This is a genomic window from Teichococcus coralli, from assembly GCF_009829925.1.
Taxonomy (GTDB): domain Bacteria; phylum Pseudomonadota; class Alphaproteobacteria; order Acetobacterales; family Acetobacteraceae; genus Pseudoroseomonas; species Pseudoroseomonas coralli.
The window spans coordinates 39,756-63,683 of sequence record NZ_SNVJ01000018.1 but is presented as its reverse complement, the minus strand read 5'-3'; the positions used below and the strand labels follow the sequence as shown (position 1 = coordinate 63,683).

The window sequence follows — 23,928 nt, the reverse complement described above, 5'->3', positions numbered from 1 at the left end:
GCCGCCGCCGCCGAGGCAAGAAAAAAGCGCGGCGCCCTTGCGGACGCCGCGCCCCGGATCACCGGCTCATTTCGTTTCGCGGATCTGCTTGACCAGGTCGGCCATCTTCGGATCGGCCGCGTACTTGTCATAGACCGGCTTCATCAGCGCGGACCAGCCGGAGCGGTCCTCGAGGTCGGTGACCACGGCGCCGCCGGCGATCACCCGCTCGCGGGAGACCTTCTCGCGCTCGGCCCAGAGCTGCCGCTGGTGGGTGGCGCTTTCACGCGCCGCGTCCTTCAGCAGCTTCTTGTCGGCATCGTTCAGCCGGCGCCAGCGGGTCGCGGAGACGGCCAGGATCTCGGGCACGTTGGAGTGCTCGTCGGTGATGTAGTACTTGGCCACCTCGAAATGCCGGGTGCTCTCGTAGGAGGGCCAGTTGTTCTCGGCGCCGTCGATCACGCCGGACTGCAGGCTGGTATAGACCTCGCCGAAGGGCAGCGGCGTCGGGTTGGCGCCGAGCGCCTTGACCAGGTCGATCCAGAGATCGGAGGTCTGCACCCGGATCTTCATGCCCTTCAGGTCTTCGGGCTTGGTGACCTTGTTGCGGGTGTAGAAGCTGCGCGCGCCGGCGTCGTACCAGGCGAGCGGCACGATGCCGACCTTCTCCAGCTCCGCCGCGATCTGGTCGCCCACCGGGCCGTCCACCACGCGGTGCAGGTGCTCCACGTCGCGGAACAGGTAGGGGAGCGTCAGCACCTGCGTGCTGGCGACCAGGTTGTTCAGCGGGCTGAGGTTGAACTCGGCGAAGTCGATGGAGCCAAGGCGCATCTGCTGGATGGCCTCGTCCTGCTGGCCAAGCTGCGCCGAGTGGTAGGTCTTGAGCTTCAGGCGGCCGTTGCTGCGCTGGGCGACCAGCTCGGTGAAGCGGTCCATGCCCTTGGAAACGGGGTAGTCAGGCGGATGGATGTTCCACCCGCGCCATTCCTGCGCCTGCGAAGGGGTGGAGGTCCAGCCCAGCAGGGCGATCGCGGCGGCTGCCGCCCAATTCATCAGACGTCGTGTCATCGTACGTCCTCCCAGATGCTCGTTCTTCGCTTGAGGTTGCGCCTGAAACGGGGAGGCTGTCAAACCCTCAAAATCGCAATCCCCCCTCCATCTTGCGGCGCGGCACCGGGGCGCCCAGCATGCGGGCCGCCTGTTCCGCTGGAGCCAAACGTCGCATGAGCCTGCCGATCGCCTCCCTCTCCGCCGCCGCCGAGGCCCTCGCGTCCGGCCGCACCACCGCGCTGGCGCTGACGGAGGCGGCGCTGGAGCGCATTGCCGACCCCGCCGGCGAAGGCGGCCGCGCCTTTGTTCTCGTGCAGGCGGAGCAGGCCCGCGCCAGCGCCCGTGCGATGGACGCGCTGCGCGCGGCAGGACGCGCGCCCTCCCCTTGGGCTGGCATTCCGATCTCGGTGAAGGACCTGTTCGACCAGCAGGGCGTGCCGACCCGCGCCGGCGCCGTGGCGCTGGCCGACGCACCCCCCGCCACCGCCACCGCCCCCGCCGTGGCCGGCCTGGAGCGCGCCGGCTTTGTCGTGCTCGGGCGGACCAACATGGTGGAGTTCGCATTCAGCGGCCTGGGCGTGAACCCGCACCATGGCACGCCGCGCTCGCCCTGGGACCGCGCCACCGGGAGGCTTCCTGGCGGCTCCTCCTCCGGCGCGGCGGTCGCGGTGGCGGACGGGATGGGGCTGGGTGCCCTGGGTTCGGACACGGGGGGCTCCTGCCGCGTGCCGGCGGCGCTTTGCGGCATCGTCGGCTACAAGCCGACCGCCAGGCGCGTGCCGCTGGAAGGCGTGCTGCCACTGTCCAGCTCGCTGGACAGCATCGGACCGCTGGCCAATACCGCCGGCTGCTGCGCCGTTCTGCACACGCTGATGGCCGGCGCCGAGGCCGCCTCGCCGCCGCCGGTCCGCCCTGTCGCAGGGCTTCGATTCGGTGTGCCGGAAGCAACCTTCCTGTTCGAGGGGCTGGAACCAGCGGTGGCCGAGGCCTTTGCGCGCGCAGTGGCGCGATTGAAGGCGGCCGGCGCCCATATCGAGCGCTTCGACCTGCCGGAACTGGCGGAGATCCCGGCTGTCAACGCGGCAGGCGGCTTCGCCGCGGCGGAGTCCTATGCCTGGCACCGCGCCCTCATCGAGCGCGCGCGCGACCGCTATGACCCGCGCATCCTGGCTCGCATCCTGCGCGGCGCCAGCATGGGCGCGGCGGACTATCTGGACCTGCACAAGGCCCGGGCCCGCCTCATCGCGACCGCCGCAGCCCGCACCGCGCCCTATGATGCCGTGCTCTGCCCCACCACGGCGCTCACGCCGCCAGCCATCGACGCGGTGGAGGATGAGGCGGAGTACAACCGCATCAACCTTCTGCTGTTGCGCAACACGGCCGCCTTCAACTTCCTTGACCGCTGCAGCATCAGCCTCCCGTGCCAGGCGCCCGGCGAGGCGCCGGTGGGGCTGATGCTGACCGGCCAGCATGACGGCGATGACGCCCTCTTCGTCGCCGCAATGGCCGTGGAGGCCATTCTGCGCGGTTGAAACCGGTCAGTCGCGCAGCGAGGGGCTTCCCCTGCGCGCTTGCTGCGGCTAAACAAGCCCCTGGCGAGGACCCGTAGCTCAGCTGGATAGAGCGTTGCCCTCCGAAGGCAAAGGCCGAAGGTTCGAATCCTTTCGGGTCCGCCAAGAATTCCAGGACTTCCAGGCCTGCCGCCTCAGCCGCAGGAAGTTGGCCTCGCTGCGGAAATACTGCGCGGCCCCAAACCTCGAAGACGATGAATCTGGTAAGGCTCGCTTCCGGCGGGCCCTTTTTGTTTCCGGCCGCAGGACGGGAAGGAAGGGAGTGGCCGACCTGCCCGACGTCTCCATTCCGATGCCCGCCGGGAAGGACGCCAGGCCGGGATCGGCATGCCAGGCCAGGCGTTCTTTTCGGCCCACTGGAGCTTGCGCTCGGCACTGTGGCGGCGCCGGTCTTGGTGGCTGTGGTGAGTTCATCCCTTCCGGAGCATCGGCAGCGGCGGGCACCGGGGCGCAGGCACGGGTTGTCATGGGCTCCTGGCCTTCGGTCAGGCCGCGGGGGCGCTCCAGGAACCTGCCATCAGCTGAACAAGCAGCAGCGCCACGTCCTGCCCCTGCGCCAGCGCCTTTCCGTGGCAGTCATGCGCGACAACCTCACGCCCCTGCTTTGCGAGGCAAACCTGATGGCCTTCCACGGCGAAGAAGGCGAGCTGTGCTCCCTCATCGGCGCAGGAGATCTGCAACCTTGAGTGGTACGCCTTTGCGAAGGAAGCCATAACGTGCTGCTCCAGAAGATCGAAGCAGCCCGTTGCACGGATGGGGGGGGACATCGCGCACACCGTCAATTGCCACAGGGGAAGTTCGATCTATTTTTTAGACGATTTGCGCTAATAAAGAAAGCGTAAATGCGCTCGGTAGGTTTCTTTCCTGCGCCCGGGCAACAGGGAGAGGGTTTTCGTTCCTGTTCGGGTCCAGTCCCGCCATGCGCGGGTGCTGATCCGCCGAGAGCGGTCACATGATGCGCCGAACAGCCCCTGCCGTAGTTTCGCACCCTTGCTGCGGGCGCCCTGCCCTGCATTGCCTCTCGGAGGGATGCCACCAGCCACGAGGAGCGGTGTTTAGGCCGGGCTCGGACGCATGGTGTCGGATGCTTTCAGCAAGCCGGACACGGAGGCTGGCGCCCCTGCGTCGTTCAGGATTGGGAACGGGCGGCACCTGCAGGGGCGGGAAATGCAGAATGGCTGAAGGCCGGCTGCGGCGGGCGCAGCGCCACGTCGGCGAAGCCGAGAAGCGTGCGCGGCGACGGATGGCCGTTCTGGAAAGGCCGGAGCGGGACGGTCATCCATCTGCCGCGCGGGAGGCGGAGAAAAGCCCTGGCCGTGCTTCAGGAGACCCTTCGGCTGTTGCGGGAACACTTCCGCCTGGAACAGGACATGCCGGGAGAAAGAAACCGCCTCCGCAGCAAAAAGAAGATCGGCGGCAAACTCCTGGCCTGCGCGCTCCCCTCCAGAGAAAGCACCCAAACAAAGAAGCCCCGGCACCAGGCCGGGGCTGAAGTCAGCAATGGAAAAGCTGCTGGGGAGGAATGTACAGCGCAGATAGAAATGCGCATGCCGGGTAGCGGTTGCATCCAGAAGCTTCCACACGGAATCCAGGTTCACGCGCTCCCTTTCCAATCCGGTTGTTCTGCGGAAACGGCATTTTACCTCCTGCGTTACGCTGGAAAGCCCACTGGAGGAGCCAGCCCGATGAGCAACATGGCGGCCGTCAACGACTTCCGCCCTTGCGCTTATGTCAGGCGGCGCTGTTCTCCGCTTACCAAGGGTCTTCTTTGGGGTGGCGCGCTCAGTGCACTGCTGTGGACGCTGATTGGCTGGGTGGCTGTCAGCATGGTCTGAGCAGCCCGCGAACTGCTCGCAGGCCCAGGCATGGCCCGCTGACCTTCCCGGCCCGGCTGCCGAGCCTGTCGCTCCCACCCCAGCGGCCGGGACCTGCGGAAGGAGAATCTTAACACCTTTGCCGCATGCTCCGGGGATTGGCTGGAGACTTCCCCATGAGCGACACCACCGCCGACATCTGCAGGCTCCCCTCCGCTCCGGTTGCGGAGAGCCGCCCCTCTCCCGCGAAGGGCCTCCTGTGGGGTGGCGCGCTGAGCGTCCCGCTCTGGACCGCCATTGGCTGGGTCATCGCACGGGCCTTCTGAGTCCGATTCCGCTCAGCGCCACGTCCGGGCCGGCGAAAGCAGGGCTGCTCCCGGGGCAGCCCGCCCTGCCCCGCCGGCGCCTGCCGGGGCGATCAGCTCCAGAAATACAGGATCAGCGGCACGCCGAGCACGAGGCAGATCACCGCCAGGGGCGCGCCGAGTCGTGGATAGTCCTGGAAGCGGTAGCCGCCCGGCTCCATCACCAGCGTGTTGGACTGGTGGCCGATGGGGCTGAGAAAGGTGCAGGAGGTGCCCATGGCCACCGCCATCAGCATGCCGTCGGTCGAAACGCCGGAGCCTTGCGCGAGCCCCATGGCGATCGGCGCCATCAGCAGCACCGTGGCGTTGTTGGCCATGACCTCGGACAGCAGCATGCAGGCCAGCATCACCGCGCCGACCAGCGCCCAGCCCGGCAGCGCGGCGGCCGGCCCGGACAGGACATCCACCAGCAGCGCCATCGTGCCGGAGGCCTCCATGGCCTCCCCAAGCGGGAAGAGCGCGCCCAGAAGCACGATCACCGGCCAGTCGATCGCCGCATAGGCTTCGTCGGGCCGCAGGATGCGGCAGACGAGCATAGCCGCCAGCACGCCCGCGAAGGCGATATGGGCTGGCGCGAAGTCGAACAGCACCGCAAGGATGCCGGCCAGGAACAACCCACCGGCCAGCCAGGCACGCTGCGGCCGGCCGAGTGTGACGCCACGCTCCGCCAGCGGCAGCAGGGAGAGCGCCTGGAACGCCTCCGCCTGCCGCTCGGGCAGCACCTGCAGCAGCAGCACGTCGCCGCCGCGCAGCACGATGTCGCTCATCCGGTCGGTGACGCGGCGGCCCTGGCGCGACACCGCCAGCAGATTCACCCCATACTGGCTGCGCAGGCGCAGCGCGCCCGGCGAGCGGCCGATCAGCGAGGAGCCGGGGCGCAGGATGGCCTCCACCGCGTTCACATCCTCGGCCACCAGCGCGCGGATGCCGTCCTCCTCATCCTCCTCGACCACGGACTCCCCGTCGCTCTCCGCGGGCACAGCGAGCGAAAGGGCCGCGGCTTCCACCAGGTTCCGCAGCGCCTCGGGCGGGCCCTCCAGCAGCAGCACGTCATCCGGGCGCAGGCGCGCCTCCCCGGGCGGCGCGAGGGTCCGGTTGGGGCCGCGGAACAGGCCCACCACCGTGACGTCGTCATCACCCATGCCTTCCAGCGCCCGGATCGAGAGACCGACGGCACGGCTCCGCTCGCCGATCCGCACCTCGGCCACATAGTCGCCGGCATCGACACCAGCGGCCTTGCCGCCCTGCTTGTCGCGCAGGAAGCGACTGGCCAGGACGACATAGGCCACCCCCGCCACGGCGATCGGCAAGCCCACCCAGGCGAAATCGAACAGGGCGTAGCGGCCGAGTTCCGTGCGGTCGGCACGAATCGCCGAGACGATCAGGTTGGGCGGCGTGCCGATCAGCGTGACCAGCCCGCCCAGGACGGAACCGAAGGCCAGGGGCATCAACGAGCGGGACGGCGAATACTTATCCCGGTAGGCGTTGCGCAGCGCCACGGGCATGAAAAGGGCCAGCGCACCGACGTTGTTCATGAAGGCGGAGAAGCCGGCACAGAGCGTGGTCTGTGTCGCCACCTGCAGGCGCGGGCGGCCCCGCATCCCGCCGAGCCGGCGCAGCAGCAGATCCACCGTGCCGGCGGATTGCAGGCCCTTGCTGATGGCCAGCACGGCGGCGACGGTGGTCACGGCCGGCTCGGCGAAGCCCAGGAAGGCCTTTTCTGGCGCGACCTGGCCGAACACGACCAGCGCCAGCAGCAGCAGCAATGCGACCACGTCGTAGCGGACGGGTTGCAGCACGAAACCCGCCAGCGCCAGCAGGCAGAGGGCGGTGACGGTGATCTGATCGGGTGTCATGCAGGCTTCTTCAGGAGAGAACTCGAAAACCCGCGGAGGCGGGTGGGGTTTCCGGCTTGCCCGGCCGATCCGGCTCGGCGGCACCGCCGGTGATAAGCCCCCGATTCCCGCCGCCTGGGCCGGCGGCGGGTGCAGGCAGGCGCAGGGCCTTCCTGCTGCCACAGGGGAAGCCTACAGCGCATTCCGGAACACGATCAGGCCCCATATGCCGGCACCAAGCAGCGCCAGCCCAAGCGCGAGATCGGCAAGCCGCAGCCACGATGCAGGGTCCTTGCCGCATCGCGGCGCGGGTCCGGCAGCCTTTTGCCGGGCCGCCGCACGCGGTTTGCCGGTGGCCTTGCGCGGCTTCGGGGAAACTGGCCTGGGGACGCTGCGCGGCTTTTGCGGTGCTGACCTGGAGGCGGGGCTGGCAGGCTTGCGACTCATGCCGCGCGGCTCCGCCCAGCCTCCGCTCGCGGCGTCCCCACGGCCGGGAAGGCCGCAACTCCGACGGGCCCGATTCTGCTGGCGTGGCCCGCTGCAAGCACCTTTCGCGCCGGGAAGGGCCGCTTCGCACCGGCGACCCGCTGAGATCCCGGCGACACCCAGGAAATCTTCTCGCGGTCGGCGGCGCGGAGGCCGCCAACCTGGATGCCCGGGCTGACGCCCAGATCCGTGGTCGAGCTGAGGGAATAGCCGATCAGCATGCTAGGCTCACTCGTTGGATTTCAGCGCCTTGAGAAGCGGGCAGATCATGCGCCGCAAGTCAACCCTCGGCCTTCCGCATCCGCCGCCCCACCCTGCCCCTTCGCTCCAGCAACGACATGAGCACCGCTCAGGCGTTCTGCCAGGAGGCCGGGGGCGCCAAGCCCGGGCCTGCAAACGGCGCCATGCGGTATTCCGCTCAAGCATGCCCGCACTTGGCGGAACGAATGCGCTTTCCCTGAACCAGAATTTTTCCGCTGCACAGGCAGCCTGGGGTCGGCAAGAACCATCGGACCCTCCATGCGCCTGCTCCGCCTCGTACCCCTCGCCGTTCTCTCCGCCTGTGCAACGATGATCGAGGGAACAACAGGTAATGTCACGGTCTCCACCACGCCGGCGGGCGCGACCTGCGTGATCGACCGTGAAGGGCAGCGCATCGGCACGGTGGCCATGACTCCGGGGAGCCTGAGCATCAGCAAGAGCCGCCATGATTTGACCGTGGCCTGCAGCAAGGAGGGCTACGACTCCTCCTCGATCAGCATCGCGGGGGGCTTCACCGGTACCACCTTCGGGAACATCCTTGCCGGCGGCATCATCGGCGTGGCCGTTGACGCCGCTTCCGCTGCGAACAGCAAATACCCGCAGGTCATCCGCCTGGACCTTGTTGAGCATCCGCGTCCGGCAGCCGCTCCGCTCTATGGGCAGCAGGCGAGCAGCGTCATGCCCATCATCTATGAGCCGGGGGTGAGTCCCGGCAGCTGAGGCTCTCGGCAGGCGAGCGGGCGCAATGGCCCTTCCGCGCGCCGGCCCGAGGTGGGTGCGCCCGGGAGTGCCGACTTTCGCCATGCGCGAGCGCGCCCGAATGCCGCCATCATCGCCAGTCCTTCAGAAGGCGCTGACCGGCGGGGAGGCCGATCGCGGCAGGCGGGGATCGCCGGTGCTTGCACCGCGGGCTCCGGCCGCACACGCTTTTGCCGCATCGTCCGGCGAGGCGGGCGACCAGCTTCCGCCGCCAAGCCGCCCAAACTTCATGCCGTCGCGGAAATACCTGGCGGAAACAGAAAAGGGCGGGACCAAGGTCCCGCCCCTCATCCTCAGCGCGAGTAGAACTCGACGACGAGGTTCGGCTCCATCTGCACGGGGTAGGGCACGTCCGAGAGCTTCGGGGCGCGCAGGAAGCGGCCCTTCATCTGCCGGTGATCGACCTCGATGTACTCGGGCACGTCGCGCTCGCCGCTCTGCGCGGCGTCAAGCACGACGACGAGCTGCTTCGACTTCTCCTTGACCTCGATCACGTCTTCATCGCGCACGAGGTAGGAGGGGATGTTCACGCGCTTGCCGTTCACGGTGACATGGCCGTGGTTGATGAACTGGCGGGCACCAAAGGGGGTCATCGCGAACTTCATGCGATAGACCACGGCGTCCAGCCGGCGCTCCAGCAGCTCGATCAGGTTCTCGGAGGTGTCGCCCTTGCGGCGCACGGCCTCCTCGTAATACTTGCGGAACTGCTTCTCACCGATGTTGCCGTAGTAGCCCTTGAGCTTCTGCTTGGCCATCAGCTGCACGCCGAAGTCGGTCGGCTTCTGCTTGCGGCGCTGGCCGTGCTGGCCGGGGCCGTATTCGCGCTTGGCAACCGGGGACTTGGCACGGCCCCAAAGGTTCACGCCGAGGCGGCGATTGATCTTGTACTTGCTTTCCGCGCGCTTCGTCATGCGGCGGGCTCCTTTTGCTTGTGCGACGGTGTCGCTGTTGTCCCGGTAGTCCCGAGGCGGACATGCCAAGGGCGGGGCGCACGGCAGGCGCGCGTCCGCATTCCCGGAAGGAGGCGCGCCTTTAGCGCCGCGCGCGCCGGCTTGTCAAACCCGTGCGCCTGCCCCTACTCCGTTTCCCCATGGTGACGCGTTCGGAAATCCTGGTGCTCGGGCTGACGGCCGGGGTGATGGGCAGCCTGGTCGGCGGGCTGATGCTCGGCATCGGACTAGGGCTGGTGGTCAACAACGTCCATGCCGGCTGGGTGCTGGTGCTGCCGGCGGCGCCGGCCGGGGGCGCCCTCGGTTACCTGCTGGCCCGCCGGCTGGCGCGCCAACTCGGCGAATAGCGCCCGTTCAACACGGCGCAACCTGCCGCCCGCATGCGGAGTAGGCTTAAGGACGCCGCATGCGGGCGCCCCGGCCATACGGCAGATGCTTCAACGGCGGGGGGAAGCAACCTCAGGGTGGAAGGGCGGGCCTTCCACAGGATGCGCTGGCCCGTCAGCGGATGAGGGGACGCGGAGGCAGGGCTTCGGCTGCCTTGCGTTGAAGTGAGGGAAAAAGCTTCGGGGGAGACGAACTGCCCCAAAACCCCTCCTTTTTCTGAGAGATTTTGATCAGGCTGAACCGGGAGGTGCTCCCAGTTGAACCCGCTTGGCCGGCGCAAGGGACCCGATTGAAGAAGGCGCACAGCGCCCGGGAGCGGAACCCATTCTTCCCGGTTCCGCCTGCCGCCGGGTCACTCCCCGATGACGATAAAAAAGGGAGGCTCGCGCCTCCCCAAAGGTTCTGCAGCGTGAAGGAAGGAGAAGCTCAGGCCGCGACCTGCAGCGACTCCGACTGGCGGCGCACCATCTCCTGGTAAGGGCCGGGGCGGCGCATCAGCAGGTCGGGCGCGCCGTCCTGGATCACCTGGCCGTTCTCCATCACCACGATGCGGTCGAAGTTGGTCAAGGTGGCGAGGCGGTGGGCAATGGCGATCACGGTGCGGCCCACCATCAGACGGTCCAGCGCACGCTGCACCTCGGCTTCCGACTCGCTGTCCAGGGCGGAGGTCGCCTCGTCCAGCAGCAGGATCGGCGCATCCTTCAGCAGCGCGCGGGCGATGGCGAGGCGCTGGCGCTGGCCGCCCGAGAGCTTGGCGCCGCGGTCGCCCACGACGGTGTCGAAGCCCTCCGGCAGCGCCTCGATGAAGTCGCGGCAGCGGGCGGCCTCGGCGGCGGCCAGCACCTCCTTGTCGGTGGCGTCGGGGCGGGCGTAGCGGATGTTCTCCATCACCGAGCGATGAAACAGCGAGACGTCCTGCGGCACGACGGCGATCATGTCGGCCAGGCTCTCGCGGGTCGTTCCGGCGATGTCATCCCCGTCGATCAGCACGGCGCCGGCCTGCGGCGCGGAATGGCGCTGCAGCAGCGTTAGCAGGGTGGACTTGCCGGCGCCGGAGCGGCCAACCACGCCCACCTTCTGCCCCTGCGGAATGGCCAGGTTCAGCCCCTGCAGCACCGGCGAGGAGCCTTCCGGCGCGCTGGGGTAGCGGAAGGTGATGTCCTGGAACTCCACGCCGCCACCACGGGCATGCAGGGCATGGGCATTCTCGGCGTCGGGCAGGTCATGCGCCACCAGCAGGGCAGCCAGCGCCTCGCGCATGCGGGCGACGTACTGCGTCAGGTCCACCAGGGCCATGGCGAGGTCGCGGCTGGCATGCAGAATGGTGAAGCCCAGGGTGCAGACCAGAACGATGTCGCCGGTGGTGGCCCGGCCGAGCTGCCACAGGTGCACCACCCAGGCCAGCAGCAAGGCGGTCAGCACCGCCGTCGCGGCGCCATGCACCAGGCGCAGCTTCTCCAGGTAGCGCAGGCTCTCGCGGCGCGCGGCGGTCTCGCCGGCCAGCGCGTCGTCCAGGCGCGCCGCCTCGCGGCCGAAGGCGCCGAAGGCCCGCACCAGGGAGAAGTTCTGCACCACGTCCACCAGCTGACCGTCCACCGCGGCGGCATGGCCGGCGAAGCGGTCATGCTTCTGCTCGCCCTTGCGGCCCAGCCAGGCGACGCCGGCGGCCAGCAGACCGGCCGCGATCACCAGGCAGCCGGCCATGATCGGGTCCACGCTCGCCAGGAAGGCAATGGCCAGGACCACGGCGACGGCGGGCGGCACGGTGTGCCAGGTGAAGTTCTGCAGCACGGTGAAGGCGGCCGTGCCGGTGGCGCTGATGCGCGCCGCCAGCGTGCCCGCCGAGCGGTTGGCGAAGTAGCCCGGCGAATGGCCGGAGAGGTGGCGGAACAGCTCCGCCCGCATCGAGGCCGTGGCGCGCGGGAAGCGGTCGGCGGCGATCCAGCCGCCGACGCGCCAGAGCATGTTGTCCGCCGTGATCACGCCGGCCAGGATGGCGAAGGCCAGCCACACCGTTGCCGCGTCCGCGTTCGAAGGACCGCCCGAGAGCGTGTCGATCAGGTGCTTGACGGCGTAATTGGCACCCACCGAGCAACCGACCGCGCCCAGCACTGCGAGCAGAATCGTGATGTGGCTACCTGCATGGGGCCGCAGGTGGCGGAACAGGAACCCGACGGGGCGCCGGGCGAGGCGCAGCAGGTCGCTGGTATCGGCACGCTGCATGGGGCGGTCAGCCTCCTTGATCTACGAGCACATGCGCGTGAGGGGGCTGCGCTCTGTGCGTTCACCCAGAGGGAACGCCAGCAACAAGACGAAATCGTGGCGATGTTTGCCGAATCCGCACCTCAATCAGGTGCGAGGTTGTCGGCAGTGGAAATACGGAGACCGGACCCGATGCGTATCGCTCAGATCGCTCCCCTGACGGAAGCCGTCCCGCCCAAGCTGTATGGCGGCACCGAGCGGATCGTCGCCTACCTGACCGAGGAGCTGGTGGCTCTCGGCCATGACGTGACGCTGTTCGCGAGCGGGGATTCGATCACTTCGGCCACCCTCGCGCCGATGTCCAGCAAGGCGCTGCGGCTTGACCCCTCGGTGCGCGACCCCAACGCGCCGCTCACGCTCATGCTGGAGCAGGTCTACCGCCGCCGGCACGAGTTCGACCTGCTGCACTTCCATCTGGACTACCTGCCCTTCCCGCTGTTCTCGCGGCAAAGCGTGCCCTTCATCACCACCATGCACGGCCGGCTGGACCTGCCGGAGCTGCAGCCGGTGTTCAACACCTTCAGCCAGGCGCCGGTGGTCTCGATTTCCAACGACCAGCGCCGGCCGCTGCCGCAGGCGCATTGGGCGGGCACCGTCTATCATGGCCTGCCGGAGAAGCTGCTGGTGCCGGCCGCCGGCGCCAAGCCGGGCTACCTGGCCTTCCTCGGCCGCATCGCGCCCGAGAAGCGCTGCGACCGCGCCATCGAGATCGCCATCGCCACCAACACGCCGCTGAAGATCGCGGCCAAGGTGGACCGGGTGGACGTCGATTATTTCGAGAGCAAGATCAAGCCGATGCTGGCGCATCCGCTGATCGAGTTCATTGGCGAGATCAACGAGCAGCAGAAGCAGGACTTCCTGGCCAACGCCATCGGCCTGCTGACGCCGATCGACTGGCCGGAGCCCTTCGGCCTGGTGATGATCGAGGCGATGGCCTGCGGCACCCCCGTGATCGCCTTCCGCCACGGCTCGGTGGCGGAGGTGATCGACGAGGGCGTGACCGGCTTTGCGGTGGACAGCATGGCCGAGGCGATCGCCGCCGTGGCCCGCCTGAAGGCGCTGCCCCGCGCCGCGGTGCGCGCCCGCTTCAACGAGCGCTTCACCGGCCGCCGCATGGCCGAGGACTACGTGGCGATCTACGAGCGGCTGGCCCGCGAGGCCGGCCAGGCCAACCTGCGGGTGGCGGCGGAATAATCCGCCCCTTTCCGGGGAGGGCGCTCCCTCCCCGGCGCGCGGCGCGGGCGATCCGGTCTCCCGCCCGCGCTGCGCCGGCCCGATCCGGCTTTGATTCCGGCGGCGTATGGCCTTATCTCAGGCGCTGAATTCGGCGGGACGCTCGCCGCCTTGACCCGCCGCGCCGGAACAGCATGACCGATACCCCCCTTTCCCGTATCCGCAACTTCTCGATCATCGCCCATATCGACCACGGGAAATCCACCCTGGCCGACCGCCTGATCCAGGCCACCGGCTCCGTCGCGCTGCGCGACATGAAGGAGCAGATGCTGGACAGCATGGAGCTGGAGCAGGAGCGCGGCATCACCATCAAGGCGGCCTCGGTCCGCCTCGACTACACGGCGCAGGACGGCAACACCTATGTCCTGAACCTGATGGACACGCCGGGCCATGTGGACTTCGCCTACGAGGTCTCCCGCTCGCTGGCGGCCTGCGAGGGCTCGCTGCTGGTGGTGGATGCCTCCCAAGGCGTCGAGGCGCAGACCCTGGCCAACGTCTACCAAGCCATCGACGCCGGGCACGAGATCGTCCCGGTGCTCAACAAGATCGACCTGCCGGCGGCCGAGCCGGAGCGGGTGAAGCAGCAGATCGAGGACGTGATCGGCCTCGACGCCTCCGACGCGGTCGAGATCTCCGCCAAGACCGGCCTCAACATCGAGGGCGTGCTGGAGGCGCTGGTCACCCGCCTGCCCGCTCCCCAGGGCAACGCCGATGCCCCGCTCAAGGCCCTGCTGGTGGACAGCTGGTACGACCCCTATCTCGGCGTCATCATCCTGATCCGGGTGAAGGACGGCGCCATCCGCAAGGGCCAGAAGATCCGCTTCATGGCCCAGGGCTCCACCCATGTCGTGGACAGCGTCGGCGTCTTCACGCCCAAGATGGTGGCGGTGGACAGCCTCGGGCCGGGCGAGATGGGCTATCTCAACGCCGCGATCAAGACCGTGGCGGACACCAATGTCGGCGACACCATCACCGACGACCGCAACCCCGCCAGCGAGCCGCTGCCGGGCTTCAAGCCCTCCATCCCGGTGGTGTGGTGCGGCCTCTACCCGGTGGACGCGGACGATTTCGAGAAGCTGCGCGAATCCCTTGGCAAGCTCAGGCTGAACGACGCGTCCTTCCACTTCGAGGCGGAAAGCTCGGCGGCGCTGGGCTTCGGCTTCCGCTGCGGCTTCCTGGGACTGCTGCACCTGGAGATCATCCAGGAGCGCCTCTCCCGCGAGTTCGATCTCGACCTGATCGCGACCGCACCCAGCGTCGTCTACAAGCTGACGAACACCAAGGGCGAGACCTTCGACCTGCACAACCCGGCCGACATGCCGGACCCGTCGCTGATCGAGAGCATCCAGGAGCCCTGGATCAAGGCCACCATCATGGTGCCGGACGAGCACCTGGGCTCGATCCTGACGCTCTGCTCCGAGCGGCGCGGCCAGCAGGTGGAGCTGACCTATGTCGGCAACCGCGCCATGGCGGTCTACCGCCTGCCGCTGAACGAGGTGGTGTTCGACTTCTACGACCGCCTGAAGTCGGTCTCCCGCGGCTACGCCTCCTTCGACTACCAGATGGACGGCTACGACGAGGGCGACCTGGTGAAGATCTCCATCCTGGTGAACAACGAGCCGGTGGACGCCCTCTCCTTCATGGCGCACCGCTCCCAGGCCGAGCGGCGCGGCCGCTCCATCTGCGAAAAGCTGAAGGAGCTGATCCCCCGGCAGCTCTTCAAGATCCCCATCCAGGCGGCGATCAGCGGCCGGGTCATCGCCCGCGAGACCATCTCGGCCATGTCGAAGGATGTCACCGCGAAGTGCTACGGCGGCGACATCAGCCGCAAGCGCAAGCTCCTGGAGAAGCAGAAGGAGGGCAAGAAGCGCATGCGGCAGTTCGGCAAGGTGGAGATCCCGCAGTCGGCCTTCATCGCCGCCCTCAAGATGGACAGCTGAGCCACCGGCGCCTGCACGGAGAGCAACAACATCTTCGCCGTGGACGAGGCGCCGCGGGGCGCGAAGGCCTGCCCCGCGCGAGCGGCTCACTTTCCCTTGACTTCCACATGACAGAATAGTCATGCGTGGGGCGGGCCTTTCAGGCCGGGAGACAATGATCCGATGAGCCGCTCCATGCTTCGCCGCGCCCTGATGGGCGCCACGCTCTGCACGGCCGCCTTCTGCGCCGCCGCCGCCCTGCCGGCCAGTGCCCAGCAGGCCTATCCCAGCCGCACCATCACCGTGGTCGTGCCCTTCGCCGCCGGCGGCCCGACCGATACCGTGACCCGCCTGGTGGCGGAGGCCATGTCCCGCGACCTCGGGCAAACCGTGGTGATCGAGAATGTGGGCGGCGCCGGCGGCACGCTCGGGGCGGCGCGCGTCGCGCAGGCGAAGCCGGACGGCTACTCCCTTCTCATGCACCACATCGGCATGGGCACCGCGCCGACGCTCTATCGCCGCCTCGCCTACGATCCGGTGGGCGGTTTCGAGACCATCGGGCTGGTCACCGAGGTGCCGATGACCATCATCGCCCGCAAGGACATCCCCGCCGGCAACCTGCGGGAACTGGCGGCGCTGGTGCGGAAGGAAACCACCGCGCTCAACTACGCCAACGCCGGAATCGGCGCCGCCAGCCATCTCTGCGGCCTGCTGCTGCAGAAGGCGATCGACGCGCCGATGACCACCGTGCCCTATCGCGGCACCGGCCCGGCGATGACGGACCTGATCGCCGGCACGGTGGACCTGATGTGCGACCAGACCACCAACACCACGGAGCAGATCCGCGCCGGGGCGGTGAAGGCCTTCGCCGTCACCACGCCGCAGCGCCTTCCCTCGCTTCCCGACGTGCCGACCACGGCCGAGGGCGGCCTCCCCGGCATGGAGGTGACCATCTGGCACGGGCTCTACGCACCGAAGGGCACGCCGGAGGAGATCCGCAAGCGGCTCTCCCGCGCGCTGCAGGTGGCGCTGCGCGATCCCGCCCTCATCCAGCGCTTCGCCGACCTCGGCACCGCGCCGGTGGCCCGACCTCGGCACCGCGCCGGTGGCGCAGGAGCGGGCCACGCCCGAGGCGCATCGCGCCTTCTGGCAGGCTGACATCGCCAAGTGGCGGCCGGTGATCCAGGCCGCCGGGCAGTACGCGGACTGAGCGGCTTCCGCTGCCCTGCGCGCCGTTGCGCGGGGCGGCCCCTTTTCCCGGTGAGGAACAGCGTCGCTGACGATTTCCGGCGGCATTGAAAGGGGTTATGGCTATGCTGCGGCAGGCGGCCCGCGCCCCCCTGGTGGACGGCAGGGCTCGCCCCGTGTGATTGTGATGGCCGGAAGGCGGCGAGCCCGCCCTGCAGGCCGCCTGGGAGACGCGATGCAACTTCGCCGGCGCCAGCTCCGGCCATAATGAGCGGACAGGCGATTCAGCAGCCCCCGTCGGTCCGGCTGTACCTGCTCCTTATCGCCCTGGCTGCGCTGCTGCCGGTCTGGGGCCTGGCGGGCCATCTCGCGGGCCGCATGGCCGAGACCGAGCGCAACCGCCTGCTCGAAACCGCCAGCGACGCCGCGCGCGACCTCGCCTTCAACCTCGAGCGCGAAGTGCTCGGCTTGCGGGGCGAGCTGGTGGCGCTCGGAACCTCGCCCGCCCTGCGCGCCGGCCAGTTCGCGGCCTTCCATGAGCAGGCCCACGCCCTGCGGGCGGTCCGCCATACCTACGACATCCGGCTGACGGATACCGAGGGACACGTGCTGGTGGACAGCGCCACGCCTTTCCACGATCCGGCCGTGCCCCTGCCCGATTTGCCACTGCTCACCCACGCGCCGCAGAAGGCGGGCATTTCCACCCTCTACGTTCCGGAGCATCCCCGGGAAAAGCTGCGGATCGACATCACCGAGGAAATCCCGCGCAGTGCCGGCCTGCCGCCCCTGCTGCTCAGCGCCTCCCTCGATCCCGCCACGATCTGGGACGAGCCGCTGCGGAACCTCGGGCTGCCCTCCGGCTGGACGGCCCTCGTGGCGGATGACAGCGCCCGCATCCTGGCTCGCCGGCCGGCGGTCGCGCAGCTGATCGGCACGCAGGGCGCCGCCGGCGGCGCGATCCGCACCGCGCTCGACAGCCAGCAGGCCTCGGGCTCGGCGGCGAAGCACGACTTCCGGGGTGTACCCGTCCATGCCGCGTGGCACCGGGTGGAGGGAACGCCCTGGCTGGTGCTGGTCGCGCTGCCCACCGAGATGCTGGATGGGGCGCTGCGCCGGATGCTGAGCCCGGTGGTGCTCCTGGGCGGCGGGTTGCTGCTGGTCTTCACCGCCGGCCTCGCCTTCTGGGTGGACCGGAAGGTGGCCGTGCCGCTCAACGAGCTCGGCCGTATCGCCGGCGCCTTCGGCCGCGGCGCTCCCCTGCCCCGGATGCCGCGCAGCGGCCTGCGCGAGATCGACGTGGCGACCCAGGCGCTCGCCGCCGCCGTGACGGAGCGGGAGGCGCTGGAGGCCGAGCGGCTCACCCTTTCCGCCCGGCTGCAGACGGTGCTGGAAAGCACCACGGACAGCGTCCTGGTGCTCGACCGCGCCGGCAAGGTGCTCTACCTGAACGGCCGCGCGCGGGCCCAGGCGGTGGACGCCGCCGGCAGCATCGGCCGTCCGCTGCAGGACAGCTTCCCCGGCTGGGACGGCGGCCCTTTCGGCGCCGCCTGCGAGCAGGCGCTGACGGATGGCGCGCCGAAAAGCGTCACCGCCTTCCACCCTGCCCTCGGCCGCTGGATCTCGGCCGACGTCTATCCCTCGGCGGAGGAGCTGACGCTGTTCTTCCGCGATGTCAGCGACGAGCGCGCCGCCCAGGCGGCGCTGCGGCAGAGCGAGGCACGCCTGAAGGCGGTGCTCGACAACGTCCCCGTCGGCGTGATCCTGGCCGAGGCGCCGGCCGGCCGGATCCTGCTCGGCAACCGGCGGCTGGACGAGATCCTGCGCTATCCGCTCGAGCTCGCCGCCGGCATGGACGAGTACGCGGTGCTCTGGGAAGCCTATCATGCCGATGGCCGGCGGGTGGAGGGCCCGGACTTCTCGCTCAGCCGCGCCCTGCTGACCGGCCTGCCGTGCAGCGCCGAGTTCCGGTACCGCCGCGGCGACGGCAGCATGGTCTGGCTCCGCAGCACCGGCATGCCCGTGCGGGACGCCGAGGGCCGCGTGGTTGGCGCCGTGGTCGCGCTTGCCGACATCGATGCCGAACGCCGCGCGGCCGAGGCGCTGCGCGAGAGCGAGCTGCGCTTCCGCACCCTCGCCGAGGCGGTGCCGCAGGTCGTCTGGTCCTCCTTGCCGGACGGCAGGATCGACTACGTCAACCCGCGCCTGCGGGATTTCACCGGGCTGGTGCCCGGCCTGGCGATGGAATCGCTCGCGCGCATCATCCACCCGGAAGACCAGCAGCGCGCCGAACGCGCCTGGCAGCGGGCGTTGCGCCGGGGCCAGCCCTTCTCCACCGAGCTGCGGCTGCTGCGGGCGGAGGGCGGCTGGCGGTGGTGCGCGGTGCGGGCCCTGCCGGCACGCGCCGCCGATGGCACCATCCGGCGCTGGATCGGCGCCGCCACGGACGTCTCCGAACTGGTGGAGGCGCGCGAGGCGCTGGCCCGGCAGGTGGCGGCGCAGACCGCCTCGCGGGAGGCCGCGGTGCAGGCGGCGGCGGCGCTGGCCGCCTCGGAAAGCCGCTTCCGCCGCTTCGCCGAAGCCAGCCCCGACGTGATGTGGATGACCGACCCCGCCGCCAACCGGGTGGAGTTCGTCAGCCCCGCCTTCGAGCGGATCTGGGGCGTGGCGCAGGAGCGCTTCGCCGTGCAGCCGGATCTCTGGCTGGAGATGATCCACCCGGCCGACCGGCCGCGCCTCGAGGTCGTGCGCAAGGGGCGGCAAGGGGCCGAGACCTTCGAGGTCGAGTACCGCATCCAGCGTCCCGACGGAACGCAGCGCTGGATCCGCGACGTCAGCTTCCCCATCCTGGATACGCAGGGCCTGCCCTCGCGCCGGGGCGGCCTCGCGCGCGACGTGACCGATGCCAAGGCGTCCGAGGCTCGGCAGGCGCTGCTGCTGGGCGAGCTGAACCACCGGGTGAAGAACACCCTCGCCACGGTGCACTCCCTGGCGCTGCAGACCGCTCGCACCATGGGCGACAAGCCGGAGGCCACACAGCGCTTCCTGCAGGACTTCCAGTCCCGCCTGCTGACCCTGGCGCGCGGGCACGACCTGCTGACCGCCCGCACCTGGCGCGGCACGACCCTGGCCGAAACCGCCCGCGCCGTGCTCACGCCCTGGCAGTCCACCTCAGGGCCAGAGGGCGAATCGCGCCTGGTGGTGAGCGGCCCGCCGGTCTGGCTGGCGCCGAAGCAGACCCTGGGCCTTGCCCTTGCGCTGCACGAACTTGCAACCAACGCGGTCAAGCACGGGGCATTGACACGCGCGGAAGGACGTATCCTGGTTCGCTGGGAGGGCGAATCCGATGGTATGGTGCAGTTGACATGGCAGGAGCAGAACGGACCACCGGTGCGGGCTCCCGCACGGAGCGGCTTCGGCACCCGCATGCTGCAACGGGGCTTGCCGGCCGAACTGGGCCCTGGCTCCTCGGTTGGACTGGACTACGCAGCGGACGGCTTCGTGGCGGTGGTTCGCTTCCGCCCCGTGAACGGCCCGCAAGTTGAAGAGGAAACCGCATGAGCGGACTAAAGGGGCGACGCATCCTCGTGGTGGAGGATGAGGCACTGATTGCCATGCTTGTCGAGGACGCCCTGCTGGAAGCCGGTGCCTGCGTGCTCGGCCCCGCCGCCACGGTGGAGGAGGCGCTGATGTTGTTCGAGGAGGAACGGCCGGAAGCGGCGGTGCTGGACATCAACCTGGCGGGGCAGGCCTCGACGCCGGTGGCCGACACCCTGGTGGAGCACGCCATCCCCTTCGTGGTTGCCACCGGCTACGGCGCCGCGGGACTGCCGGAACGGCACCGGGACGTTCCGGTGCTGGCCAAGCCCTATGATCCGCGTGACCTGATCGCGGCGCTGGAACAGGTCTGCTGCTGAGCGGCGGCGCCGGGCAGGTGGTTCGCCACGCCACCGCCCGCCACGCGCCCGCCGGCTGCGCTCAGGCAGCCCCCAGCACCCGTCCGGCCACCGCGTCGAGCTTCGCCACCAGGGCGGGATCACGCAACGCGGCAGGAGTGACAACAGCGTATTCCAGCGCTCGGTCGCAGCCGGCGGGGCAAGGGCCGCGCGGCCGCCCCAGCATCGGCACCACCGTCCTCACCAGCGCCTTGGCGTGCTCCGCGTTGGCCTGCATCACCTTCACCACCGCATCCACGGTGACGTGGTCATGGTCGGGGTGCCAGCAGTCGAAGTCCGTCACCATGGCGATGGTGGCGTAGCAAAGCTCCGCCTCGCGGGCGAGCTTGGCCTCGGGCATATTGGTCATGCCGATCACGTCGCAGCCCCAGGCGCGGTACAGTTCGCTCTCCGCCTTGGTGGAGAATTGCGGGCCCTCCATCACCAGGTAGGTGCCGCCGCGCTTGTATTTCAGGCCGATCTGGCGTGCCGCCTCCTCTGCCGCGTCGCCGAGGCGCGGGCAGACCGGGTGCGCCACCGAGACATGCGCGACGCAGCCCGTCTCGAAGAAGGACTTCGCCCGCGCGAAGGTGCGGTCGATGAACTGGTCCACGATGACGAAGGTGCCCGGCGGCAGGTCGCCGTTCAGCGAGCCGACGGCGGAGAGGGAAAGGATTTCCGTCACCCCTGCACGCTTCAGCACGTCGATGTTGGCGCGGTAGTTCAGCGCCGAGGGAGGCTTGCGGTGGCCGCGCCCATGCCGGGGCAGGAACACGCAGCGCACCCCGGCGAGGCGGCCGAAAAGCAGCTCGTCCGACGGTTCGCCCCAGGGGCTTTCCACCCGGCGCCACTCGCGCTCCTCCAGCCCGTCGATGTCGTAGAGGCCGGAGCCACCGATCAGGCCGATGACGGGTTCGATGGTTTCGCTGCTGGGGGTCTGGCTCATCGGGTTTCCCTCTGGAGGGTGTCGCTCTGGGGGTCGGCGCAGGCCGCAAGCAGGCCCGGGCGCAAAAAAAGGCCGCCCCGAAAGACGGCCTCGCGGAATGCCCGCTGAGGGCATCCTGGCCAGGCCGGGCGGGATCGCCAAGCCTGTCCATGAAGCAGGATGCGGCCAACGGCAAGCCGCCCGCCGCCCATCCCGTTACGACACGTGGTCGCCGCCGGCACGGGCCCAGATCTTGCGCTTCACCGCGTAGGTGAGGCCGCCCAGGATCACCAGGAACAGGATGATCCGCACGCCCATGGTGCGGCGGGTCTCCAGCTCGGGCTCGGCCGCCCAGGTGAGGAAGGCGGCGACGTCGCGCGCCATCTGGTCCGGGGTTGCCTTCGTGCTGTCGCCGTACTGCACCTGCCCCTCGCCCGTCAGCGGCGGCGGCATGGCGATCTGGTGGCCGGGGAAGTACTTGTTGTAGTGCATCCCCTCCATGATGGTGATGCCCGGAGGGGGCGTCTCCTCATAGCCGGTCAGCAGGGCGTGGATGTAGTCCGCGCCGCCCACGCGCGCCTTGGTGATGACCGAAAGGTCCGGCGGCAGGGCGCCGTTGTTGGCCGCGCGCGCCGCCGCATCATTCGGGAAGGGCCGGCGGAAACGGTCCGAGGGGCGGCCCGGGCGCTCGAACATCTCGCCGTTGTCGTTCGGCCCGTCCTGGATCTGATAGCTCTGCGCCACCGCCCGCACCTCGGCGTCGGAAAGGCCGATGTCGCGCAGGTTGCGGTAGGAGAGGAGGTGCATCGCGTGGCAGGCGGCGCAGACCTCCTTGTAGACCTGGAAGCCACGCTGCAGCTCGCCACGGTCGTAGGTGCCGAACAGCCCGTCAAAGGAATAGCGGGTGTCGGGGATCTTGATCTCGTGCTCCTGCGCGCGGGCGCCGGGTGCCGCGAGCAGCCCAAGCGAGACGGCGGCCGCGACGGCGGCGGCCTTGAGGCCGCGCATCGGCAAGGTGCGGAACGGCATCATGCCTTCTCCATCGGCTTGGCCGCGGCAGCGCCGCGCAGGGGTCCGCCGCCACGCAGCACGGCGCGGCTGATGCTTTCCGGCAGCGGAAGCGGGCGCTCCACCTTGGACAGCAGCGGCAGGATGACCAGGAAGTAGGCGAAGTAGTAGGCGGTGCAGAGGCGCGCGATCAGCACGTAGGTGCCTTCGGCCGGGCGGCCGCCGGCCCACATCAGGACCAGGAAGTTCGCCGACCACAGCAGCATCAGCCACTTGGCGATCGGGCGGAAGCGCATGGAGCGCACCGGCGAGCGGTCAAGCCAGGGCAGCACGAACAGGATGGCGATGGCGCCGAACATCATCAGCACGCCGCCGAGCTTGTTCGGCACCGCGCGCAGGATGGCGTAGAAGGGCAGGAAGTACCATTCCGGCACGATATGCGCGGGCGTCGAGAGCGGGTTGGCCGGGATGTAGTTGTCCGGGTGGCCCAGGTAGTTCGGCACGAAGAAGACCAGGAAGGCGAAGACGATGAAGTAGACGATCATCCCCACGCTGTCCTTGGCGGTGTAGTAGGGATGGAAGGGCACCGTGTCCTGCGGCCCCTTCGGGTCGATGCCGAGCGGGTTGTTCGAGCCGGTGATGTGCAGCGCCGCCACGTGCAGGAACACCACGCCCACGATCACGAAGGGCAGCAAGTAATGCAGGCTGAAGAAGCGGTTCAGCGTCGGGTTGTCGACGGAGAAGCCGCCCCAGAGCAGCGTCACGATGCTGTCGCCCACCAGCGGAATGGCCGAAAACAGGTTGGTGATGACCGTCGCGCCCCAGAAGGACATCTGGCCCCAGGGCAGCACGTAGCCCATGAAGGCGGTGGCCATCATCAGGATGAAGATGACGACGCCGAGCATCCAGAGCAGCTCGCGCGGCGCCTTGTAGGAGCCGTAGTACAGGCCGCGCCAGATGTGGATGTAGACGACGATGAAGAACATGCTGGCGCCGTTCATGTGAACGTAGCGGATCAGCCAGCCGTAGTTCACGTCGCGCATGATCCGCTCGACGCTTTCGAAGGCGAGCGAGGTATGCGCCGCGTAGTTCATCGCCAGGAACACGCCGGTCGCGATCATGATCACGAGGTTGATCATGGCGAGCGCGCCGAAATTCCAGAAGTAGTTGAAATTCCGGGGAGTCGGGAAGGTCCCGTACTCCTTCTGAATCATGGTGAAGATCGGCATGCGCTGGTCGATCCAGCGCACCACCGGGTTTGCGAAGCTGCTTTCGTGCAGGCCGGATGCCATGGGGTGCGGTCCTCAGCCGATGCGGATCTGGGTGTCGGACGTGAAGGCGTATTCCGGCACCACCAGGTTCAGCGGCGCCGGGCCCCGTCGGATGCGGCCCGAGGTGTCGTATTCGCTGCCGTGGCAGGGGCAGAACCAGCCGCCGTAGTCGCCGCGCGGGTCGGTCGGCTTCTGCCCCAGCGGCACGCAGCCGAGATGGGTGCAGACGCCGACGACGATCAGCCAGGGCGCCTTCTGCACGCGCGCCGCATCGGCCTCGGGGTCGCGCAGGGAGGAAACCTCCACCGAACGCGCCTGCTCGATCTCCTGCGGGGTGCGGTGGCGCACGAAGACCGGCTTGCCGCGCCACATCACGGTCACAGCCTGGCCCTCGGCGATGTGGCTCAGGTCCACATCGGTGCTGGCCAGCGCCAGCACGTCCTTCGCCGGGTTCATGGAGGCGATGAACGGCCACGCGATGGCGCCGACGCCGATCACCGCAAAGGAGCCCGTCACCAGTTTCAGGAAGTCCCGTTTCGTCCCCTGCTCGGGCCCGTGGGCACCGCCTGTGCTGGGGGAACTGCTCGGCGCAAGCGTATCGGCCATGCCTCATCCGTCCCTTTTGGCGGCCGCCCCAAATCGCCAGGCAGGCGGGCCGGCCGCTGATCCTTCTCCGCGAAACCGCGGTAGCGCCAGTGACGCGTGAAATCACGCCGCGACCTATGCGCCCGCG

General features: G+C 69.2%; 19 protein-coding genes and 1 tRNA gene. 11 read left to right on the top strand and 9 right to left on the bottom strand.

Annotated features, from left to right (window positions below):
• Positions 1 to 66: 66 nt before the first annotated feature.
• Positions 67 to 1,047: a TRAP transporter substrate-binding protein gene (locus E0493_RS17665; RefSeq protein WP_160938568.1), complete on the bottom strand. Its 981-nt coding sequence runs from the start codon at positions 1,045 to 1,047 to the stop codon at positions 67 to 69.
• A 155-nt stretch (positions 1,048 to 1,202) separates the two neighbouring features.
• Here E0493_RS17665 and E0493_RS17660 point away from each other — a divergent pair, with 155 nt between their 5' ends.
• The gene (locus tag E0493_RS17660) at positions 1,203 to 2,561 is read left to right on the top strand and encodes an amidase (RefSeq protein ID WP_160938567.1); all 1,359 of its coding nucleotides are present in this window, start codon (positions 1,203 to 1,205) and stop codon (positions 2,559 to 2,561) included.
• Between the two features lie 67 nt (positions 2,562 to 2,628).
• Positions 2,629 to 2,705: transfer RNA gene (locus tag E0493_RS17655), tRNA-Arg, on the top strand.
• Positions 2,706 to 3,085: 380 nt separating this feature from the next.
• On the opposite strand, the gene E0493_RS17650 is transcribed toward E0493_RS17655, so the two are convergent.
• Positions 3,086 to 3,367, bottom strand: coding sequence for a hypothetical protein (locus tag E0493_RS17650; protein WP_160938566.1), 282 nt, complete (start codon positions 3,365 to 3,367; stop codon positions 3,086 to 3,088).
• Between the two features lie 549 nt (positions 3,368 to 3,916).
• Here E0493_RS17650 and E0493_RS17645 point away from each other — a divergent pair.
• Complete coding sequence (locus tag E0493_RS17645) at positions 3,917 to 4,435, top strand: hypothetical protein (protein WP_160938565.1); 519 nt, start codon at positions 3,917 to 3,919, stop codon at positions 4,433 to 4,435.
• Positions 4,436 to 4,590: 155 nt separating this feature from the next.
• Positions 4,591 to 4,740 carry a hypothetical protein gene (locus tag E0493_RS17640; RefSeq protein ID WP_160938564.1) on the top strand — a complete coding sequence of 50 codons (150 nt, stop codon included), beginning with the start codon at positions 4,591 to 4,593 and terminating at the stop codon, positions 4,738 to 4,740.
• Between the two features lie 92 nt (positions 4,741 to 4,832).
• Here the strand turns inward: E0493_RS17640 and E0493_RS17635 are convergent, their stop codons facing one another.
• A complete protein-coding gene (locus tag E0493_RS17635) occupies positions 4,833 to 6,635 on the bottom strand; it encodes an SLC13 family permease (RefSeq protein ID WP_160938563.1) in 1,803 nt (600 codons plus the stop codon).
• Positions 6,636 to 7,619: 984 nt separating this feature from the next.
• Between E0493_RS17635 and E0493_RS17630 the strand changes: the two genes are divergently transcribed.
• A complete protein-coding gene (locus E0493_RS17630) occupies positions 7,620 to 8,081 on the top strand; it encodes a PEGA domain-containing protein (RefSeq protein ID WP_160938562.1) in 462 nt (153 codons plus the stop codon).
• Positions 8,082 to 8,413: 332 nt separating this feature from the next.
• On the opposite strand, the gene rpsD is transcribed toward E0493_RS17630, so the two are convergent.
• Positions 8,414 to 9,031, bottom strand: coding sequence for a 30S ribosomal protein S4 (rpsD, locus tag E0493_RS17625; protein WP_160938561.1), 618 nt, complete (start codon positions 9,029 to 9,031; stop codon positions 8,414 to 8,416).
• A gap of 203 nt (positions 9,032 to 9,234) precedes the next feature.
• Between rpsD and E0493_RS17620 the strand changes: the two genes are divergently transcribed.
• The gene (locus E0493_RS17620) at positions 9,235 to 9,417 is read left to right on the top strand and encodes a hypothetical protein (protein ID WP_367614539.1); all 183 of its coding nucleotides are present in this window, start codon (positions 9,235 to 9,237) and stop codon (positions 9,415 to 9,417) included.
• A 466-nt stretch (positions 9,418 to 9,883) separates the two neighbouring features.
• Here E0493_RS17620 and E0493_RS17615 read toward each other — a convergent pair whose 3' ends face one another.
• Positions 9,884 to 11,680 carry an ABC transporter ATP-binding protein gene (locus tag E0493_RS17615; protein WP_160938559.1) on the bottom strand — a complete coding sequence of 599 codons (1,797 nt, stop codon included), beginning with the start codon at positions 11,678 to 11,680 and terminating at the stop codon, positions 9,884 to 9,886.
• Positions 11,681 to 11,851: 171 nt separating this feature from the next.
• On the opposite strand from E0493_RS17615, the gene E0493_RS17610 reads away from it, so the two are divergent.
• The 5 genes from E0493_RS17610 to E0493_RS17590 all read left to right on the top strand — a co-directional run bounded on the left by E0493_RS17610 (position 11,852) and on the right by E0493_RS17590 (position 19,973).
• The gene (locus E0493_RS17610) at positions 11,852 to 12,913 is read left to right on the top strand and encodes a glycosyltransferase family 4 protein (RefSeq protein WP_160938558.1); all 1,062 of its coding nucleotides are present in this window, start codon (positions 11,852 to 11,854) and stop codon (positions 12,911 to 12,913) included.
• Between the two features lie 173 nt (positions 12,914 to 13,086).
• On the top strand, positions 13,087 to 14,892 hold the full coding sequence (gene lepA, locus E0493_RS17605; protein WP_160938557.1) for a translation elongation factor 4: 1,806 nt from the start codon (positions 13,087 to 13,089) through the stop codon (positions 14,890 to 14,892).
• A 162-nt stretch (positions 14,893 to 15,054) separates the two neighbouring features.
• Complete coding sequence (locus tag E0493_RS17600) at positions 15,055 to 16,029, top strand: tripartite tricarboxylate transporter substrate-binding protein (protein WP_235913853.1); 975 nt, start codon at positions 15,055 to 15,057, stop codon at positions 16,027 to 16,029.
• A 297-nt stretch (positions 16,030 to 16,326) separates the two neighbouring features.
• On the top strand, positions 16,327 to 19,617 hold the full coding sequence (locus tag E0493_RS17595; RefSeq protein WP_160938556.1) for a PAS domain S-box protein: 3,291 nt from the start codon (positions 16,327 to 16,329) through the stop codon (positions 19,615 to 19,617).
• Complete coding sequence (locus tag E0493_RS17590; protein WP_160938555.1) at positions 19,614 to 19,973, top strand: response regulator; 360 nt, start codon at positions 19,614 to 19,616, stop codon at positions 19,971 to 19,973. Before E0493_RS17595 ends, E0493_RS17590 begins: the two co-directional genes overlap by 4 nt.
• A gap of 61 nt (positions 19,974 to 20,034) precedes the next feature.
• Here E0493_RS17590 and E0493_RS17585 read toward each other — a convergent pair whose 3' ends face one another.
• The 4 genes from E0493_RS17585 to petA form a co-directional block, all read right to left on the bottom strand.
• Positions 20,035 to 20,937, bottom strand: coding sequence for an S-methyl-5'-thioadenosine phosphorylase (locus tag E0493_RS17585; protein WP_160938554.1), 903 nt, complete (start codon positions 20,935 to 20,937; stop codon positions 20,035 to 20,037).
• 195 nt (positions 20,938 to 21,132) lie between these two features.
• Positions 21,133 to 21,948 (bottom strand): cytochrome c1, encoded by an 816-nt coding sequence (locus tag E0493_RS17580; RefSeq protein ID WP_235913852.1) that lies wholly within the window; start codon positions 21,946 to 21,948, stop codon positions 21,133 to 21,135.
• Positions 21,945 to 23,216 carry a cytochrome b gene (locus tag E0493_RS17575; RefSeq protein ID WP_160938553.1) on the bottom strand — a complete coding sequence of 424 codons (1,272 nt, stop codon included), beginning with the start codon at positions 23,214 to 23,216 and terminating at the stop codon, positions 21,945 to 21,947. The genes E0493_RS17580 and E0493_RS17575 overlap by 4 nt, the downstream gene beginning before the upstream one ends.
• Before the next feature lie 12 nt (positions 23,217 to 23,228).
• Entirely contained in the window at positions 23,229 to 23,801 is a 573-nt protein-coding gene (gene petA / locus E0493_RS17570) for a ubiquinol-cytochrome c reductase iron-sulfur subunit (protein ID WP_160938552.1), read from the bottom strand.
• Positions 23,802 to 23,928 lie beyond the last annotated feature (127 nt).

What these genes read in the sequence shown, in the direction of transcription:
- E0493_RS17640 (WP_160938564.1), top strand. Translation starts at nt 4,591, where the DNA reads ATGAGCGACACCACCGCCGACATCTGCAGGCTCCCCTCCGCTCCGGTT.
- E0493_RS17575 (WP_160938553.1), bottom strand. Translation starts at nt 23,216, where the DNA reads ATGGCATCCGGCCTGCACGAAAGCAGCTTCGCAAACCCGGTGGTGCGC.
- E0493_RS17585 (WP_160938554.1), bottom strand. Translation starts at nt 20,937, where the DNA reads ATGAGCCAGACCCCCAGCAGCGAAACCATCGAACCCGTCATCGGCCTG.
- E0493_RS17665 (WP_160938568.1), bottom strand. Translation starts at nt 1,047, where the DNA reads ATGACACGACGTCTGATGAATTGGGCGGCAGCCGCCGCGATCGCCCTG.
- E0493_RS17590 (WP_160938555.1), top strand. Translation starts at nt 19,614, where the DNA reads ATGAGCGGACTAAAGGGGCGACGCATCCTCGTGGTGGAGGATGAGGCA.
- rpsD (WP_160938561.1), bottom strand. Translation starts at nt 9,031, where the DNA reads ATGACGAAGCGCGCGGAAAGCAAGTACAAGATCAATCGCCGCCTCGGC.
- E0493_RS17610 (WP_160938558.1), top strand. Translation starts at nt 11,852, where the DNA reads ATGCGTATCGCTCAGATCGCTCCCCTGACGGAAGCCGTCCCGCCCAAG.
- E0493_RS17630 (WP_160938562.1), top strand. Translation starts at nt 7,620, where the DNA reads ATGCGCCTGCTCCGCCTCGTACCCCTCGCCGTTCTCTCCGCCTGTGCA.
- E0493_RS17600 (WP_235913853.1), top strand. Translation starts at nt 15,055, where the DNA reads ATGAGCCGCTCCATGCTTCGCCGCGCCCTGATGGGCGCCACGCTCTGC.
- E0493_RS17635 (WP_160938563.1), bottom strand. Translation starts at nt 6,635, where the DNA reads ATGACACCCGATCAGATCACCGTCACCGCCCTCTGCCTGCTGGCGCTG.
- E0493_RS17580 (WP_235913852.1), bottom strand. Translation starts at nt 21,948, where the DNA reads ATGATGCCGTTCCGCACCTTGCCGATGCGCGGCCTCAAGGCCGCCGCC.
- E0493_RS17660 (WP_160938567.1), top strand. Translation starts at nt 1,203, where the DNA reads ATGAGCCTGCCGATCGCCTCCCTCTCCGCCGCCGCCGAGGCCCTCGCG.
- E0493_RS17650 (WP_160938566.1), bottom strand. Translation starts at nt 3,367, where the DNA reads ATGTCCCCCCCCATCCGTGCAACGGGCTGCTTCGATCTTCTGGAGCAG.
- petA (WP_160938552.1), bottom strand. Translation starts at nt 23,801, where the DNA reads ATGGCCGATACGCTTGCGCCGAGCAGTTCCCCCAGCACAGGCGGTGCC.
- lepA (WP_160938557.1), top strand. Translation starts at nt 13,087, where the DNA reads ATGACCGATACCCCCCTTTCCCGTATCCGCAACTTCTCGATCATCGCC.
- E0493_RS17595 (WP_160938556.1), top strand. Translation starts at nt 16,327, where the DNA reads ATGAGCGGACAGGCGATTCAGCAGCCCCCGTCGGTCCGGCTGTACCTG.
- E0493_RS17615 (WP_160938559.1), bottom strand. Translation starts at nt 11,680, where the DNA reads ATGCAGCGTGCCGATACCAGCGACCTGCTGCGCCTCGCCCGGCGCCCC.